We start from the raw sequence: 17,321 nt of genomic DNA, 5'->3' as shown, positions 1-17,321 counted from the left end.
TAGGTGTATACCGGAAGATGATGCTTTACCAGAAACTGGCGCGGCCGGTCCTGTTCAGAGTCGGACGGGGCGACGCGGAGACCGCGCACGAGACCACGCTGCGCTGGCTCTCCCGGCTGTCCGCGCAGCGGCAGACGCGGAACGCGCTCATCAAGCTCAACCAGGTGAGCGCCCCCGTCACCGTCTGCGGTATCCCGTTCCCCAACCCGGTCGGCCTGGCCGCCGGGATGGACAAGAACGGCGCTGCCATCGGCGCCTGGCCGGCCCTGGGCTTCGGCTTCGCCGAGATCGGCACCGTCACCGCGCGTCCGCAGCCGGGGAACCCCCGGCCGCGGCTGTACCGGATGCCGAAGTCCGAGGCCTTCGTCAACCGGATGGGCTTCAACAACGACGGCGCCCAGGCCCTCGCGGCCCGGCTCGCCGCCGCCCCGCCGGTCAACTGCCCGCTGGGCATCAGCATCGGCAAGTCGAAGGACGTGCCGCTGGAGGCGGCCGTGGAGGACTACCTGCACTCCATGCGGACCCTCTACCCCTTCGCCGACTACCTCGCCGTCAACGTCTCCTCGCCGAACACGCCGGGCCTGCGCCGCCTCCAGGACGCCGAGGCGCTCGGGCAGCTGCTGGGAGCGCTGACGGCCGAAGGCGAGCGGATCGCCGCCGGGCGGCGCCCGCACCCGGTGTTCGTCAAGATCGCCCCCGACCTGACCGAATCGGCCATCGGCCAGCTCCTCGAGGTGTGCCACGCCCACGGCGTCTCGGGTGTGATCGCCACCAACACCACGCTGGGACGCGACGGCGTCGACCCCGACGAGGGCGCCGTGGCCGCCCAGCCCGGCGGCATGTCGGGCAGGCCGCTGACGGCGGTCTCGCGGGAGATCGTGCGCTTCGTCCACCGCGAGACGGCCGGGCGCATGCCGATCATCGGCTCGGGCGGCGTCATGACCGCCGCCGACGCCGAGGCCATGTTCGACGCCGGAGCCAGCCTGGTCCAGATCTACTCCGGCCTCGTCTACGGCGGTCCGTCCGTCGTGCGGCGGAGCGTCCGCCGCTACAAGCGGCGCTCCGCCGGGCACCGCGCCCCGCAGGCCAGCCACCGTTCCTGAGACCCCGATCCTCCGAGAGGAAGCCACCGTGTCCGCAAGCAAGGATTTCGGCGCCCGAGCCCACCACATGTTCACCGCACGCGGTCCGCTCTGCGCCGGAATCGACCCCCATGGCGCCGTACTCCAATACTGGGGCCTCGACGACGACCTCGCCGGAGCCGAGCGGTTCGCGCTGACGATGGTCGAGGCGTGCGCCGGGAGCGTCGGCTTCGTCAAGCCGCAGTCGGCGTTCTTCGAGCGGTTCGGCTCGGGCGGCGTCGCACTGCTGGAGCGGGTCATCGCGGATTCGCGCCGGGCGGGCGCCCTGGTGATCCTCGACGTCAAGCGCGGCGACATCGGCTCGACCATGGCCGCCTACGCCCAGGCCTACCTCGACCCGGCCTCGCCGCTGGCCGTCGACGCCATCACCGCCAGCCCCTTCCTGGGGATCGGCTCCCTCCAGCCGGCCTTCGACCTGGCCGCCGCCCACGGCAAGGGCGTGTTCGTGCTCGCCCGCACCTCGAACCCCGAGGGCAAGCAGGTGCAGCTGGCGAAGCGCCGCGACGGCAAGTCGGTGGCCCAGGGGATCATCGACGAGCTCGCCGCCCTCAACGGCGACGCCGAGCCGCTGGGCTCCCTCGGCGTGGTCATGGGCGCCACCGTGGGCGCCTGCGCCACCGAAGGCGAGGCCAGGCTGCGTGAGTCGACTTACGGAATCACTCACACGACGGTCCAGCAGCGTGACACTGCTCACGATTTGTCGGAGTTCAACGGCCCGATCCTGGTCCCGGGCATGGGCGCGCAAGGCGGGCGCCCGAGTGACCTGCCGCGCGTTCTCGGGCCCGCCGTGAACTTCGCAATACCGTCTTATTCACGGCAAATCGCGCAGCCGGGACCCGCTGCGGCGAGCATCCGCGGCGCGATCGAAGCGCTTCAGGAGGAGTGTCGGGCCGCTACCGGCGAGTGATCGCCGCCGGTCCGGGCCGAATTGCCCCACCCCCGGTCGCAGGTGTGTCGGGAGCTGGGGTTACCTTTCCCGAGCTGGGTATGCTTCAGCCATACCAGCACGTGAAGGTCCAGAGGGACGAAACCATCGACTGCAAGGAGACCCCGTGCCGCTCCCTAAACTGACACCGGAACAGCGCGCCGCAGCCCTCGAGAAGGCCGCCGCCGCCCGTAAGGCCCGCGCCGAGCTCAAGGAGAAGCTGAAGTCGGGTGAGACCACCCTGGAGGAGGTCCTCAAGTCCGCCGCGACCGACGACATCTCCGGAAAGATGAAGGTCTCGGCCGTCCTCAAGGCCCTCCCGGGCATCGGCGACAAGCGCGCCCTGCAAATCATGGAGAAGCTCAAGATCGCCGACTCGCGCCGCCTGCGCGGGCTGGGCGAGCACCAGCGGGCCGCCCTCCTCGACGAGTTCAAGGGCGACCAGGCCTGATCCTGGGCGGTTAGTAGTCGCGTGGACATCGACGAACTGCACGCTGCCCAGGCTCAGCGATTGATGGTCCTCTGCGGTCCATCCGGCGCGGCCAAGAGCAGCGTCAGGAACCTCGTCCGGGAGTACTACCCGTGGGTCCACTTCGCAGTGAGCTGCACGACCCGCGGCCCGCGCCCGGGTGAGATCGATGGCGCCGACTACCACTTCGTGTCGACCGATCGATTCGAGTCGATGATTGCCGCGGGGGAGTTGCTCGAATGGAGCTCCCATGCGGGGAACCTGTACGGCACCCCCCGTGGCCCTATCGAGGCGAGCCTGCGCTCGGGCGTGCCGGTGCTGGCGATGGTCGACCTGCACGGCGCCCGCCGGATCCGCAGCGTGGCTCCGCGGGCGAGGCAGGTGGTCGTCGCCCCTCCGGCCCGGCGGGAGCCGACCGGCCGCCGCGGGGCCGAGGACGACGCCGGCCTCGAACGCCGCCCCGCGGCGGCGCGAGAGGAACCTGCGGCGGAATTCGAGTTCGATCACACAGTCGCGAACGTGTCGCTCGAACAGGCCGCCGCGAAATTGCTAGAGTTGCTCATTGCTCCGACCGCCGACAGGCCTGGAGCCTTCTGACCCACAAGTCACACACGAAGGACAACACGTGTCAGGGACTGTCGCCGACCCCGTCGGCATCACCAACCCGCCGATCGACGACCTGCTCGAGAAGAGCCAGTCGAAATACCAGCTGGTGATCTACTCGGCCAAGCGGGCCCGCCAGATCAACGCCTACTACTCCCAGCTCGGCGAGGGCCTGCTCGAGTACGTCGGCCCCCTGGTGGAGACCACGCCCGAGGAGAAGCCGCTCTCGATCGCCATGCGCGAGCTCGACAAGGGCCTGCTCGAGACGAAGGCCTTCGACGACCCCGAGGCCTAGGACCCGCCTTGGAGATCGTCTTGGGCGTGTCGGGCGGCATCGCCGCCTACAAGGCATGCACGCTGCTCCGCCTGCTGAAGGAATCCGGTCACGACGTGACCGTCGTTCCCACCGAGGCGGCGCTCAGATTCGTCGGTGAAGCCACCTGGGAGGCCCTTTCGGGCCGACCGGTGGCTTCCGGCGTGTTCTCGGACGTCTCGGACGTCAAGCACGTGCGGCTCGGCCGCCGAGCCGAGCTCGTGGCGGTCGTCCCCGCCACCGCCGACCTGCTCGCGCGCGCCGCCTCCGGCCGCGCCGACGACCTCCTGACCAGCACGCTGCTCACCGCCACCTGCCCGGTCGTCTTCGCGCCCGCGATGCACACCGAGATGTGGCGGCACCCGGCCACGCAGGCGAACGTCGCAGTCCTGCGCGAACGCGGCGCCCACGTCGTCGAGCCCGACTCGGGCCGCCTGACCGGCGCCGACACCGGGCCGGGCCGCCTGCCCGAGGCAGAGGCGCTCTTCGCCCTGCTCAAAGGCTTCCTCGCCCCGCCCCGCCCCGCCCGGGGGGGAGCGAACGCCGAGTTCACGCGGGACCTCGTCGGCCGCCGCGTCCTCGTCACCGCCGGCGGCACCCGCGAGGCGATCGACCCGGTCCGCTTCATCGGCAACCACTCCTCGGGCCGCCAGGGCATCGCCGTCGCCGCCGCGGCCGCCGCCCGCGGCGCCGAGGTCACGCTCATCGCCGCGCACGTCGACGCCGCCCTCCCGGCGGGCATCGAGGTGCACCGGGTGGCGACGACCGGCCAGCTCTACGACGCCACGGTCAAGGCCGCCCGCGAGGTCGACGCGGCCGTCCTGGCCGCCGCCCCCGCCGACTTCCGGCCGAAGGAGTCCTCGGACCGCAAACTCAAGCGCGACGGCGACATCGACCTCGCGCTGACCTCCACACCCGACATCGCCGCCGCCGTCGGGAAGGCCAAGCGCCCCGGCCAGATCCTGGTGGTCTTCGCCGCCGAGACCCACGACGGCCCGGAGCACGCCCAGGCCAAGCGCGCGAAGAAGGGCGCCGACCTGGTGGTGCTCAACGACGTCTCCGGCGGCGCCGTGTTCGGCTCGGCGGAGAACTCGGTCACGGTCTTCGACGAACGTGGCGAGGTCGACGCCCTCGCCGACGTCGGCAAGGAGTCGGTGGCCGACGCCATCTGGGACGCCGTCGCAGCGCGGCTCCCGGCTGGTGGACGGGATTGACACCGCCTGAGGCCAGCGCGCCGAGTTGGTGCGATGATCGTGAGCGCATAGACTTGTGAGCTGCGAAGTCAGTCGAAGAGCGCCGCCGAGCGGCGTGGATGTGTGTTGAGGAGTGCCGTGGCACGTCGTCTGTTCACCTCCGAGTCGGTCACCGAGGGCCACCCGGACAAGATCGCCGACCAGATCTCCGATGGGATCCTGGACGCCCTGCTGGCCCAGGACCCCGCGAGCCGGGTGGCGGTCGAGACGCTCATCACCACCGGTCAGGTCCACGTGGCCGGGGAGGTGACGACCGCCGCGTACGCCGACATCCCGCGCATCGTGCGCGACACGATCCTCGGCATCGGCTACGACTCCTCCAAGAAGGGCTTCGACGGCGCCTCGTGCGGCGTCAACGTCTCGATCGGCGGGCAGAGCCCCGACATCGCCCAGGGCGTCGACAAGGCCTGGGAGTCGCGCGTGGACGCGACCGACCTCGACCAGCTCGACCTCCAGGGCGCCGGCGACCAGGGCCTGATGTTCGGCTTCGCCTGCCGCGAGACCCCCGAGCTGATGCCGCTGCCGATCGCCTTGGCGCACCGGCTCTCCCAGCGCCTCACCGAGGTCCGCAAGGACGGCACCGTCCCGTACCTGCGCCCCGACGGCAAGACCCAGGTCACCATCGAGTACGACGGGCTGCGTCCCGCCCGACTGGACACTGTGGTCGTCTCCAGCCAGCACGCCCCCGACATCTCGCTCGACTCGCTGCTCGCGCCCGACGTGGCCGAGCACGTCATCGCGCCGGTCGTCTCCGGGCTCGACCTCGACACCGAGGGGCACCAGCTGCTGGTCAACCCCACCGGGCGCTTCGAGATCGGCGGCCCGATGGGCGATGCCGGGCTGACCGGCCGCAAGATCATCGTCGACACCTACGGCGGCTACGCCCGCCACGGCGGCGGCGCCTTCAGCGGCAAGGACCCCTCGAAGGTCGACCGCTCGGCGACCTACGCCGCCCGCTGGGTGGCCAAGAACGTCGTCGCGGCCGGCCTCGCCGAGCGCTGCGAGGTGCAGGTGGCCTACGCGATCGGCAAGGCCAAGCCGGTGAGCGTCGCCGTGGACCCGCAGGGCACCGAGACCGTCGACCCCGCCCGGATCGAGCGGGCCGTGCTCGAGGTCTTCGACCTGCGCCCGGCGGCCATCATCCGCGACCTCAACCTGGTGCGCCCGATCTACTCCAAGACCGCCGCGTACGGTCACTTCGGACGCGAGCTCCCCGAGTTCACCTGGGAGTCCACCGGCCGCGCCGCGGCGCTCAAAGAAGCCGCGAACTAGGCTCCCGACGAGTGCCGCCCACATCGCGCGTCTCGGCGCGGACCGTCGGCGGCACCTGGTAGAACTGCTGTATGTCCCAGTCCCCGGCTATCGCAGCGGTATGCATCGACCAGCCGCTGCCGCAGCTGGACCGGCTCTTCGACTACCGCATCCCCGAAGACCTCCGGGGCCTGGTGCGCCCCGGCTGCCGCGTCAGGGTCCGATTCGGACGGCGCAAGGTCGGCGGCTACGTCATCGACCTCAAGGACACCTCCGACTTCGACGGCAAGCTGCTGTGGCTCTCCGAGCTCGTCTCGCCCCAGCCCGTCCTCACGCCCGAGGTGGCGCGCCTGGCGCGCGCCGTGGCCGACCGCTACGCCGGCACGCTCACCGACGTGCTGCGCCTGGCCGTGCCGGAGCGGCGCAAGAAGGTGGAGGAGGAGGCGCCGGGCGAGCCGCTGCCGCTGACCGCGCCTCCCGCGCCGCAATGGAAGAGATATATCGCAGGCGAGGCATTCCTGCGCGCGTTGCGCGCCGCCAAATCCCCGAAAGCCGTGTGGAACGCCCTTCCCGGCGAAGACTGGCCCGCCCGGCTCGCCGAGGCCGCCGCAGCCACCGCCGCGGCGGGCCGCGGCGCGGTGCTCGTGGTGCCCGACCAGGCCGACCTCGACCGGCTCGACGCCGCCCTCGACGCCGTGCTCGGCCCCGGCCGCCACGTGACGCTCTCGGCCCAGCTCGGCCCCACCAAGCGCTACCGGGCGTTCCTGCGCGCCGCCAGAGGCGAGGTCCGCATCGTCGCCGGAGCCAGGGCCGCGGCGTTCGCGCCGGTCGCCGACCTCGGTCTGGCGGCGATCTGGGACGACGGCGACGAATCCCATGTGGATCGACACGCGCCCTACCCGCACGCCCGAGAAATCCTGCTCACCAGGGCCGAGCTCGCCGATGCCGCCTGCCTGGTGGGCGGCCACGCCCGCACGCCGCAGGCCCAGCTGCTCGTCGACGCCGAGTGGGCCATCCCGATCACCGCCTCCCGGCGCGAGATCCGCTCGGCCGTGCCGCGCATCGTGCCGGTCGGCGACGAGTCCGACATGGCCCGCGACCCGTCCGGCGGCACCGCGCGCCTGCCCACGGTCGCCTGGGAGGCGGCCAAAGGCGCCCTCGAGCGCGAGCGGCCGGTGCTGGTGCAGGTGCCCAGGAGGGGCTACGTCCCGGCCGTGTCCTGCCAGCGCTGCCGCGCCCGCGCGGTGTGCCCGCACTGCTCGGGCCCGCTGCGGCTGCCCGGCGTCAGGAAGGCCCCGGTGTGCGGCTGGTGCGGCAGGACCGCCGAGGACCACCGGTGCCGCGAATGCGGCTCGGGCCGGGTGCGCGCCAGAGTCATCGGCGCCGAGCGGACCGCCGAGGAGCTCGCGCAGGCCTTCGTCGGCGTCACGGTCGTCGAGTCCACCGGGGCGAGCCGCCTCGACGCCGCCCCAGCCGGGCGCTCGGTCGTGGTCGCCACGCCCGGCGTCGAGCCGCCCGCGCCGGACGGCTACGGGGCGGTCCTGCTGCTGGACACGTGGGCGCTGCTCACCCGCGCCGAGCTGACGGCCTCCGAGGAGGCGCTGCGCCGCTGGATGAACGCGGTGGCGCTCGCCCGCCCCGACGGGACCGCCGTCGTGGTCGCCGACGGGGGACTGGCGGTGGTGCAGGCGCTGCTTCGCTGGGACCCGGGCTGGTTCGCCTCGCGGGAACTGGCCGAGCGGACCGAACTGGGCTTCCCGCCCGCGATGAAGATGGCCGCGCTGACCGGCCCGAACGGCGCGCCCGAGAAGCTCGCCGCGGAGCTGCCGCCCGAGCTCGGCGCGGAGGCCATCGGACCGATCCCGGTCGACGAGGACACCGAGCGGCTCCTGCTGCGGGTGCGGCGCCGCGACGGCGCCGGCCTGGCGAGCGCCCTGGCGCGGGCGGGCGCCGAACGCGCCGGCGCGAAGGCCGAACCGGTGCGGATCCAGATCGATCCCAGGGCCGTCGCCTGAGCGGGCTCCGCTCGCGGCCCGGCGGGCCATAATGGCGGTATGCCGGTGCACGTAGGAACGTCAGGCTGGCAGTACCGCGACTGGCGCGGCGTGCTCTACCCCGAGCGGCTCCCGCAGCGGCGCTGGCTGGAGCACTACGCCGAGCATTTCACCACGGTCGAGAACAACAACGTGTTCTACCGGCTGCCGCGGCGCTCCACGGTCGAGACGTGGCGCTCCCAGCTGCCGCCGGGGTTCACCATGGCCGTCAAGGCCAGCCGGTTCCTCACTCACATGAAGCGGCTGCGCGAGCCCGCCGAGCCGGTCGCCCGTTTCATGGAGGCCGCCGCCGGGCTCGGCGACCGCCTGGGGCCGGTCCTGCTCCAGCTGCCGCCGACGCTGCGCGCCGATGCCGAGCTCCTCGACGCCTGCCTGGCCCGCTTCCCGCCCGGCGTCCGCGTGGCCGTCGAGCCGCGGCATCCGTCGTGGCGCAGCGAGGTGATCCGAGACGTCCTGGCCGGTCGCGACGCCGCCCTGTGCTGGGCCGACGAGGACGGGCGTCCCGTGACCCCGCCGTGGCGCACCGCCTTCTGGGGCTACCTGCGCCTGCATCGGGGCACCGCCGCGCCGCGGCCGAGCTACGGCGACCGGGCGCTGCGCTCGTGGTGCCGCCGCCTGGCCGAGACGTGGCCGGACGAGGCCGACTGCCACGTGTACTGCAACAACGACCCCGGTGGCGCGGCCGTTCGCAATGCGCTGCGCTTCGCCGAGCTCATGCGCGGGCTCGGCCGCGACGTCCCCGTCCCGAAGCGGTGAATCCGCGCTCCCCCGCCAGAGGGACCCGTTCCGCCCGCCGGAGGGAGGGCGGGCGACGCGCGGCGGCCGAGACTGGTGCCATGACCCGAACCGAAGCGCCGCCCCGTCCGCGGCCCCGCCGGGCGCGCGGGCGGTGACGGCCGTGCGCCGCTGGCACAATGGCCTCATGCGCCTGCTCGCTCCGTTCTGGTCCCGGGCCACCTACCGCGGGTGGATCTGGGCGATCCTGGGCGGGGCGCTCATGATGCCGTACATGATGGTCGGCGCCGTCACCTACAACTGGTGGTACCCCGACTCCGGTTTCGCCGGGCTCCTGGAACCGATCGTCTTCGTCGCCGTCCTGCCGCTGGTGGCCGCCACCTCCGTGCTCCTGCCCGACCGCGAGATCGAGCGCACCGCGGCCCGGCGGCTGCTCGGGGCCCGCTTCGAGACGCCGGTCGACGACGAATCGTGGAACTCGCGCTGGCGCACCGGCTGCTGGTTCACTCTGCACGCCGCCGTGGGCGGCGTCCTGTCCGGCATCACGCTCGCGCTGGTGCCGTTCGCGATCTACCTCCTCATCGCCGGTGTCGGCGGCTCCGAGCCGTTGCAGGCGATGCCCCAGGGTCTGGCGCCGCGGTGGGGTCTGCTGTTCGGGCCGCTGTTCCTGGCCCTGCTCCTCTGGCTCGTGGCCGCCACGGCGGGGGGGATGCGGCGGCTCGCCCCGGTGCTGCTCGGGCAGAGCTCGGCCGACCGCCTGGCGGGCGCGCGGGCCGAGGCCGCCCGGCTGGCCGCCCGCAACCGCATCGCCCGCGAGCTGCACGACTCGGTGGGCCACGCCCTGTCGGTCGTGGTCGTCCAGTCCGACGCCGCCGCCAGGCTCATCGAGGCCGATCCGGCCTTCGCGGCGAAGGCCATGGCCGCGGTCGGGGAGACCGCGCGCGGCGCGCTGGCCGAGCTGGACACCGTCATCGGGGCGCTGCGCGAGGACGGCGGCGCTCAGCGCGTGCCGCAGCACGACCTGGGCGAGCTGGAGTCCCTCGCCGCCGAGTGCGGCGTCGAGGTGGAGCTGCGCGTCTCGGGGGACGTCGGCGCTTTGAGCCGCCTGGCCTCCCGGGAGGCCTACCGGATCGTGCAGGAGGCGCTGACGAACGTGCTGCGCCACGCCGACCGGCCGGAGGCGGTCGTGGAGCTCGACGTGGGCGGCGGCCTGGCGCGGATCGTCGTCGACAGTCCTTCGGCGAGGCCCGCGCGCTCGAAGCGGAACGGGCGCGGGCTGATCGGCATGGGGGAGCGGGCGGCGGTCGTCGGCGGCACCGTGCGGACCGGACGCGAGGACGGGCGCTGGCTCGTCCGCGCCGCGATCCCGTTGGAGGACACTACTGGAAAGGCAGAGGATGGACACGCCACTGCGCGTAGCGCTGATCGATGACGAGGAGCTCATCCGCTCGGGGTTCGCCGCCATCATCGGCGCCGAGCCCGACCTGGAGGTGACGGCGCAGGGCGCCGACGGCGTCGACGCGGTCAACATCGCGCGCGCCGCCAAGGCCGACGTGATGCTCATGGACGTGCGGATGCCGACCGTGGACGGGATCGCGGCCACCGAGCGGATCGTCGCCGAGGTCAAGGCCCGACCGAAGATCCTGGTGGTCACCACCTTCGACAACGACGACTACGTGTGGCAGGCGCTGCGGGCGGGGGCCGACGGCTTCCTGCTCAAGCGCACCGGGGTCGAGGACCTGCTCGCGGCGGTGCGGCTGGTGGCGCGCACCGACGCGCTGCTGTTCCCCGAGGCGATCCGGCGCCTGGCCGACGTCTCGGCCAGGGCGACCGCGCCGCGTCCGGGCATCGCCGATCTGAGCGAGCGCGAGCGCGAGGTGCTCCGGCTCGCCGCCGAAGGGCTGTCGAACACCGAGATCGCCGGGCGGCTGTTCTTGGGCCGCGAGACCGTGAAGACCCATCTGAGCAGCGTCTACACCAAGCTCGGCGTGCGCGACCGCACGCAGGCGGTCATCGCCGCCTACGACTCCGGCCTCGTCTGAGCGCGCGCATCCGGTTCTCCTGAGACCCCGGGGCTCGACGCCCCGGGGTCGCTTCGTGCTATGGTTAGTTAGTCAAGTAATGAACCCCTTGACCAATGAACCAGCACGGCGCCGCCAGCGGCGCCGTCAACGAGTAAGGAGGCGAGATGTTCGATGACGGCACGCCGATCTATCGGCAGATCGCCGACCAGATCAAGGCCGAGATCCTCAACGGATCGCTCGAGCCGGGAGGAAAGGTCATGTCGACGAACCAATACGCGTCGTTCTTCCAGATCAACCCGGCCACCGCGCAGAAGGCGTTCCGGGAACTGGTCGACGAAGGCGTCCTCTACAAGCAGCGCGGCGTCGGCATGTTCGTCGCCGACGACGCCCGCGACAGGCTCGCCGGTGAATTCCGCGCCCGCTTCTTCGACGACGTCCTCAAACCGCTCATCCACGAGGCCCGCCAAGCGGGAATCTCCCTGTCCGACATCATCGACTACCTCAAAGCCCAGGAAGGCGCCCTGAAATGAGCTTCTCCGTCAGCCTGCGGGACGTGACGCTGACATACGGCGACACCGAAGCCCTCTCCGACGTCGACCTCACCCTCGCCGCCGGCAAGATCCACGGCCTGCTCGGCCGCAACGGCGCCGGCAAGACCAGCCTGCTCAGCCTCCTCGCCGCCTTCCGCAAGCCCACCGGCGGCGAAGTCCTCGTCGACGGCCGGCCGGTGTGGGAGAACGTCGACGTGGTCTCCCGGATCGCGCTCGTCCGCGAAGGCGGCGACTTCGACGACACCGACACTGTCAAGTCCACCATCGAGACCGGCGAGCTCCGCCCCTCCTTCGACCTCGAGTACGCCCACAAGCTCGCCCAGCGCTTCGAGGTGCCGCTCGACAAGAAGGTCAACCAGCTCTCCCGCGGCAAGCGCTCGGTCCTGGCCGCGATCTGCGGCCTGGCCGCCCGCGCCGAGCTGACCATGTTCGACGAGGTCCACCTCGGCATGGACGCCCCCACCCGCGACGCCTTCTACAAGGAGCTGCTCGCCGAGTACATGGACCGGCCCCACACCGTGATCCTCTCCACGCACCTGATCGACGAGGTCGCCAACTACCTCGAAGAGGTCGTCATCGTCGACTCCGGACGCGTCCTGCGCCACGACGACGTGGAGGCGTTCCAGGGCATGGGCGCCACCCTGACCGGCCCGGCCGACGCCGTCGACGCGCTCGCCGCCGGGCTCGAGGTGCTCGCCGAGCAGCGGCTCGGCGGCACCAAGAGCGTCACCGTGGGCTCGGCCCTCGACGCCTCCGCACGCGAACGCGCCGCGGCCGCCGGCATCGAGATCGGCCCGGTCGGCCTGCAAGACCTCTTCATCCACCTGACCAACCCCGACCGGACGGGAGCCTGACGATGTCCAACTCCACCCTCGCCGGCCGCCGCTACTCGCTCGGCCTCGGACTGTTCACCGAGAGCGTCAAGTTCTTCGCCGGCTGGATCCTGGCCGCGATCGTCCTCGCCGTGGTCGTGCCGTTCATCGTCTCGCAGTGGAACTCGATCGAGATCTCCGCGTGGGCCGTCGCCGCCAACGTCGGCAAGTACCTCGTGGCGATCATCGCGGGCGGCTACATCTACACGCTGCTGCCGATCACCGTCGCCCAGGGGATGACCCGCCGGGAGTACGCCACCTCGATGGGCGTCTTCGGTCTGCTGTGGTCGCTCATGATCGGCGCGCTCGCCGTCGCCGGGTTCCTCGGCGAGCGGGCCCTCTACGGCGCCCTCGACTGGACGCAGGCCATCCAGCAGGGCGACGATGTCCAGCTCGCGATCGGCTCCTTCGGCGACGCCCTCGAATTCGCCGCGGTCTACCCGCTGGCCTACCTGCTCTACTTCACCGCGGGTGCCGTGATCGGGGCCGCGATCTACCGCTCCGACGGCGGCTGGCTCGTCCTCGTCCCCGTCATCCCGGTCACCCTCCTCGCCGACGACGCCATGACCGCCGGCGGCCCCTGGGGGCCCGGATGGCTCGTCCGGTTCGTCTCCGGCGCCACCGACACCTGGAGCGTCTGGGTCGGCGTCGCGGTCACCCTCGTCGTGATCGTCACCGGAGCCCTGATCGCCCGCCGCATCATCATCGACAGCCCGATCCGCCCGAAACAGGCATGACCATGAACGCGACCCTCGCACAGCGCCGCTACCAGCTCGGCGCGCGCATGTTCACCCGCACCGCCCGCTCCTTCCTCTGGTGGCTGATCGGCGGCTCCCTGGTGACCTTCACCATCTCGATCGTCTTCTCCGACGCCCTCGAGATCGGCGCCTGGACCATCACGGCCTCGGTCTTCCAGTGGTTCGTCGGCGTCAGCGCCGGCATAGCGATCCACCAGGTCCTGCCGGCCCAGATCGCCACGGGCCTCACCCGCAGGGAGATCACCGCCGCGTTCGGCGTCTTCGGCGCCCTGCTCTGCGCCGCCGCCGTCCTGTTCGTCGCCGCCGGCCTCCTCGTCGAGCACGCACTGCTCTCGGCCGTGGCCGACCCGTCCTTCACGCTCGGCGAGACGGCCGCTCAGGCGGCCCGGTACCTGGTGGTCACCCCGCTGTACTGCAGCGTCGGCCTGGCCCTCGGCGCCGCCGAGGTGCGCATGCGCCCGAACGCCCTCCAAGTGCCGGCGCTGCTCTCGGCCGCCGCGGTCTTGGCCGCCGCGTGCATGTGGGTCGAGTACTCCTCGGCGTGGTCCGCGGCGTGGACCGCCGCCGGAATCGCCCTCATCGCCGCGATGGCCGCCGCCTTCGTGCTGCTCATGCGCGGCGCCCCGGTGCACCCGAAGCGGGCCTGAGCAATGGGCCTGCTGGGAGTCGACGCCTCCGCGATCACGATCGTGGTCGTGCTGTGCACCTGCGCGGCCGCCGCCGCGGTCGCGGGCCTGCTCCTGGTGTCCGGGCCCACCGGCGGCGGCAGGCCGCGCGCCACAACCCGCACCGACCCCTCAAACGACCGCTCCGGAGAATGGGACACTGGAGAGCGGCCAGTTCAAGCGTCGAGAGGTCAGCACATTGTCGATCCAGCCCATCCGCATCTACGGCGACCCGGTCCTGCGGACCGCCGCCGAGGAAGTCGACACCTTTGACCGCGAACTGCGGGGCCTGGTGAAGGACCTGCTCGACACCATGCGCGACGAGGGCGGCGCCGGGCTCGCCGCCCCGCAGCTGGGCGTGAGCAAGCGGGTGTTCACCTTCGACGTCGACGACGTCGTCGGCCACATCGTCAACCCGGTCCTCGAATTCCCCGACGAGGAGGAGCAGGACGGACGCGAAGGGTGCCTCTCACTGCCGGGCCTGTACTTCGACACCGTCAGGCGCCAGAACGTCATCGCCAAGGGCTTCAACGAATACGGCGACCCGCTCCAGATCGTCGGCACCGGCATGATGGCCCGATGCCTCCAGCACGAGACCGACCACCTCGACGGCATCATCTTCATCGACCGGCTCGACCCCGAGCGCCGCAAGGCCGCCATGGCCGAGATCCGCGCCCAGGACTGGTATAACGACGACGTCACAGTCAAAGTCTCGCCCCACGACAGCAAGGGCGTGTTCTTCAAATCCTGAACCCGCGTCTCAGTTAGGAAGGCCTGAGCTTGTCCATCCAGCCAGTGCGACTGTACGGCGACCCTGTCCTGCGCACCCGCGCCGCCGAGGTCACCGAATTCGACGAGCGGCTGCGCCGCCTGATCGACGACCTCCACGACACCCTCGACGACCAGCAGGGCGCCGGGCTCGCCGCCCCGCAGATCGGAGTCGGCCTGCGCGTGTTCGTCTACGATGTCGAAGGCCGCAGAGGCCACATGGTCAACCCCGTCCTGGAGCTCCCCGACAAGGAGAACCAGCGCGGCGGCGAGCTCGAAGGCTGCCTGTCGGTGCCCGGCGGGCTCTACTACCCGCGGGTGCGGCGGCAGCGGGCGATCGCCCGCGGCGTCGACATGCGCGGCGAGCCCATCGAGATCCGCGGCGAGGGCTTCATGGCCCGATGCCTCCAGCACGAGACCGACCACCTCGACGGGCGGCTGTTCATCGACCGGCTCGACGCCGACACCCGCGCCGAGTTCCTCGCCGACCTCGAACGCCAGGACTGGTACACCGCGCACCAGACCAGCGTCCACACCGACCGAGACGACAGCAAGGGCGTGTTCTTCAAGCAATGAGACTGCTTTTCGCCGGCACTCCCGAGGTCGCGCTGCCGACCCTGGAGGCGCTCCACGCGTCCGACCACGAGCTCGTCGCCGTCCTGACCCGGCCCGACGCGCGCACCGGGCGGGGCCGCAAGGTCTCGCGCTCCCCGGTGGCCGCCTGGGCCGACGAGCGCGGCGTCGAGGTCCTCACCCCGGCGAAGCCGAGGGAGCCGGAGTTCCTGGAGCGGCTGCGCGAGCTCGATGTCGACGTCGTGCCGGTGGTCGCCTACGGCGCGCTCGTCCCGCCCGCGGCACTGGAGATTCCGCGCCTGGGCTGGATCAACCTGCACTTCTCGCTGCTGCCCGCCTGGCGGGGCGCCGCCCCCGTCCAGCACGCGGTGCTCGCCGGCGACGAGATGACCGGCGCGTGCGTCTTCCAACTGGAGGCCGGACTCGACACCGGTCCGGTCTACGGGCGCCTGACCGAGCCGGTCGGCGCGGCCGACACCGCCGGCGACCTCCTCGGACGGCTCGCCGAGGCCGGTGCGCGGCTCACCGTCGACGTCGTCGACGGCCTGGCCGCCGGGATGCTCCAGGCCGAGCCGCAGCCCGAAGAAGGCGTCTCCTACGCCCCCAAGATCACCGTCGAGGACGCCCGCGTCCGCTGGGGCGACCCGGCCTTCGCCGTCGACCGGCGCGTCCGCGCCGTCACCCCCGCGCCCGGCGCCTGGACCGAGTTCGACGGCGCCAGGCTCCGCCTCGGACCGGTCGCCGTCGACACGGACGGCCCCGCGCTGGCACCCGGGGAGATCGCCGTGTCCAAGCACAGCGTCCACGTCGGCACCGCCACCGACCCGGTCCGGCTCGGCGAGGTCCAGCCCGCCGGCAAGAAGCGCATGGACGCCGCCGACTGGGGCCGCGGCCACCAGCACACCGACATGCGGTTCGCATGACCAGGCCCAATCCGCGGCATGTGGCGTTCGACGCCATCCGCGCCGTCAGCGCCGAGGACGCCTACGCCAACATCGCCCTGCCGAAACTCTTGGCGGCCACCGGCCTCGAAGGGCGCGACGCGGCCCTGGCCACCGAGCTGACCTACGGCACGCTGCGGACCCTGGGCACCTTGGAGGCGATCGTGGCCGCCGCCTCCGGCCGCGAGCTCGACCGGCTCCAGGCCGACCTGGTCGACGCGCTCTGCCTCGGCGCCTACCAGCTGCTCTACACGCGCGTGCCCCCTCACGCGGCCGTGGCCACCACCGTCAGCCTCGTCAAGGCCGCCGTCAGCCCCCGCGTGTCCGGCCTGACCAACGCCGTCCTGCGCAAGGTCGCCGCCGGCCCCGCTGAGGCCCGCGGAAGCGGAAGTTCAGCTCAGCTCCTGGACGAGTGGACCGCCCGCCTCGCCTCCGGCGACCGCATCGCCGATCTCGCGCTGCGCCACGCCCATCCGAAGTGGATCGTCGAGGAGTTCGACGCGATCCTCGGTCCCGACGAACTGCCCGACGCCCTGGCGGCCGACAACGTCGCGCCGCCGGTCCACCTGTGCGCCAAGCCCGGACGCATCGACCGCGACGACCTGGCCGCGAAGACCGGCGGGACGCCCGGGCGATGGTCGCCCTACGCGGTCTACCTGCCGAGCGGCGCCCCCGGCAGGATCAAGGCCGTCGCCGTCGGCCGCGCGAGCGTCCAGGACGAGGGCAGCCAGCTCGTCGCCACCGCGCTTGCCAACGCTCCCATGGACGGCCCGGACGCCGCCTGGGTCGACCTGTGCGCCGGGCCTGGCGGCAAGACCGCCCTGCTCGGCTCCTTGGCCGCCCAGCGCGGCGCCGCCGTCGACGCCGTCGAGATCGCTCCCCACCGTGCCGAGCTGGTCACCAAGGCCGCCAAGGGATTGCCGGTCACCGTCCATACCGGCGACGGCCGTTCCTTCGGCACGAGCGGCAGCGCCGACCGGGTCCTGGTCGACGCGCCGTGCTCGGGCCTCGGCGCGCTGCGCCGCCGCCCCGAGGCCCGCTGGCGCAAGCGGCCGAGCGACGTCGAGGAGCTGTCCCGGCTCCAGCGCGAGCTCCTCGCCTCGGCGATCGGCCTCGTCCGCCCCGGCGGCACCGTCGCCTACGTGACCTGCTCGCCGGTCCGCGCCGAGACCGTCGACGTCGTCGCCGATCTCCTCCGGCGCGGGGGAGTGGAACTCGTTGCGCCCCAATCGATCACCGATGCGGTGCCGGACTCCTCGCGCGATGGTTTCGCGCAGCTGTGGCCCCAGCGCCACGGCACCGACGCGATGTTCCTGGCGCTGCTGCGCCGCCTCGCCTGAGCATTCGTTCGACAAAAATTCGACACCCCTGTCGACATGGCGAAGTGGTAGCGCTACCATCAAGACATCGATGAATGTAAATCT

19 protein-coding genes are annotated in these 17,321 nt (G+C 72.1%); all 19 read left to right on the top strand.

The window, feature by feature from the left end:
- The first annotated feature begins 17 nt into the window (after positions 1-17).
- The 19 genes from YWW_RS0113340 (at position 18) to YWW_RS0113250 (ending at position 17,237) form a co-directional block, all read left to right on the top strand.
- Positions 18-1,103 (top strand): quinone-dependent dihydroorotate dehydrogenase, encoded by a 1,086-nt coding sequence (locus YWW_RS0113340; RefSeq protein WP_026930520.1) that lies wholly within the window; start codon positions 18-20, stop codon positions 1,101-1,103.
- 67 nt (positions 1,104-1,170) lie between these two features.
- Entirely contained in the window at positions 1,171-2,049 is an 879-nt protein-coding gene (gene pyrF, locus YWW_RS0113335) for an orotidine-5'-phosphate decarboxylase (protein WP_026930519.1), read from the top strand.
- Between the two features lie 145 nt (positions 2,050-2,194).
- Entirely contained in the window at positions 2,195-2,518 is a 324-nt protein-coding gene (gene mihF / locus YWW_RS0113330; protein ID WP_026923082.1) for an integration host factor, actinobacterial type, read from the top strand.
- A gap of 21 nt (positions 2,519-2,539) precedes the next feature.
- Positions 2,540-3,133 carry a nucleoside/nucleotide kinase family protein gene (locus YWW_RS0113325; protein ID WP_245595418.1) on the top strand — a complete coding sequence of 198 codons (594 nt, stop codon included), beginning with the start codon at positions 2,540-2,542 and terminating at the stop codon, positions 3,131-3,133.
- Positions 3,134-3,161: 28 nt separating this feature from the next.
- Complete coding sequence (rpoZ, locus tag YWW_RS0113320; RefSeq protein WP_026923083.1) at positions 3,162-3,434, top strand: DNA-directed RNA polymerase subunit omega; 273 nt, start codon at positions 3,162-3,164, stop codon at positions 3,432-3,434.
- 8 nt (positions 3,435-3,442) lie between these two features.
- Positions 3,443-4,666 carry a bifunctional phosphopantothenoylcysteine decarboxylase/phosphopantothenate--cysteine ligase CoaBC gene (gene coaBC, locus YWW_RS0113315; protein ID WP_026930517.1) on the top strand — a complete coding sequence of 408 codons (1,224 nt, stop codon included), beginning with the start codon at positions 3,443-3,445 and terminating at the stop codon, positions 4,664-4,666.
- A gap of 117 nt (positions 4,667-4,783) precedes the next feature.
- On the top strand, positions 4,784-5,977 hold the full coding sequence (gene metK, locus YWW_RS0113310; RefSeq protein ID WP_026930516.1) for a methionine adenosyltransferase: 1,194 nt from the start codon (positions 4,784-4,786) through the stop codon (positions 5,975-5,977).
- A gap of 104 nt (positions 5,978-6,081) precedes the next feature.
- A complete protein-coding gene (locus tag YWW_RS0113305) occupies positions 6,082-7,971 on the top strand; it encodes a primosomal protein N' family DNA-binding protein (protein WP_035704526.1) in 1,890 nt (629 codons plus the stop codon).
- 39 nt (positions 7,972-8,010) lie between these two features.
- Positions 8,011-8,766, top strand: coding sequence for a DUF72 domain-containing protein (locus YWW_RS30185; protein WP_035698710.1), 756 nt, complete (start codon positions 8,011-8,013; stop codon positions 8,764-8,766).
- A 166-nt stretch (positions 8,767-8,932) separates the two neighbouring features.
- Complete coding sequence (locus tag YWW_RS0113295; RefSeq protein WP_026930514.1) at positions 8,933-10,177, top strand: sensor histidine kinase; 1,245 nt, start codon at positions 8,933-8,935, stop codon at positions 10,175-10,177.
- Positions 10,143-10,787, top strand: a complete 645-nt coding sequence (locus YWW_RS0113290; RefSeq protein WP_026930513.1) for a response regulator — start codon at positions 10,143-10,145, stop codon at positions 10,785-10,787. The genes YWW_RS0113295 and YWW_RS0113290 overlap by 35 nt, the downstream gene beginning before the upstream one ends.
- 146 nt (positions 10,788-10,933) lie before the next feature.
- Positions 10,934-11,299, top strand: a complete 366-nt coding sequence (locus YWW_RS0113285) for a GntR family transcriptional regulator (protein WP_026930512.1) — start codon at positions 10,934-10,936, stop codon at positions 11,297-11,299.
- Positions 11,296-12,174 carry an ATP-binding cassette domain-containing protein gene (locus YWW_RS0113280; RefSeq protein ID WP_026930511.1) on the top strand — a complete coding sequence of 293 codons (879 nt, stop codon included), beginning with the start codon at positions 11,296-11,298 and terminating at the stop codon, positions 12,172-12,174. Before YWW_RS0113285 ends, YWW_RS0113280 begins: the two co-directional genes overlap by 4 nt.
- A 2-nt stretch (positions 12,175-12,176) precedes the next feature.
- Positions 12,177-12,929 (top strand): hypothetical protein, encoded by a 753-nt coding sequence (locus YWW_RS0113275; protein WP_026930510.1) that lies wholly within the window; start codon positions 12,177-12,179, stop codon positions 12,927-12,929.
- 2 nt (positions 12,930-12,931) lie between these two features.
- Positions 12,932-13,597 (top strand): hypothetical protein, encoded by a 666-nt coding sequence (locus YWW_RS0113270; RefSeq protein WP_035698712.1) that lies wholly within the window; start codon positions 12,932-12,934, stop codon positions 13,595-13,597.
- Between the two features lie 217 nt (positions 13,598-13,814).
- Positions 13,815-14,366: a peptide deformylase gene (gene def / locus YWW_RS0113265; RefSeq protein WP_026930508.1), complete on the top strand. Its 552-nt coding sequence runs from the start codon at positions 13,815-13,817 to the stop codon at positions 14,364-14,366.
- A 29-nt stretch (positions 14,367-14,395) separates the two neighbouring features.
- A complete protein-coding gene (gene def / locus YWW_RS0113260) occupies positions 14,396-14,959 on the top strand; it encodes a peptide deformylase (RefSeq protein ID WP_026930507.1) in 564 nt (187 codons plus the stop codon).
- Positions 14,956-15,879, top strand: a complete 924-nt coding sequence (gene fmt / locus YWW_RS0113255; RefSeq protein WP_026930506.1) for a methionyl-tRNA formyltransferase — start codon at positions 14,956-14,958, stop codon at positions 15,877-15,879. Before def (YWW_RS0113260) ends, fmt begins: the two co-directional genes overlap by 4 nt.
- Positions 15,837-17,237: an RsmB/NOP family class I SAM-dependent RNA methyltransferase gene (locus tag YWW_RS0113250; RefSeq protein WP_425402695.1), complete on the top strand. Its 1,401-nt coding sequence runs from the start codon at positions 15,837-15,839 to the stop codon at positions 17,235-17,237. The genes fmt and YWW_RS0113250 overlap by 43 nt, the downstream gene beginning before the upstream one ends.
- The last annotated feature ends 84 nt before the right edge of the window (positions 17,238-17,321 follow it).

Origin of the sequence: Glycomyces tenuis DSM 44171 (assembly GCF_000427885.1) — a bacterium.
Classification (GTDB): Bacteria; Actinomycetota; Actinomycetes; order Mycobacteriales; family Micromonosporaceae; genus Glycomyces; species Glycomyces tenuis.
This window is presented reverse-complemented; position numbering and strand designations above follow the sequence as displayed.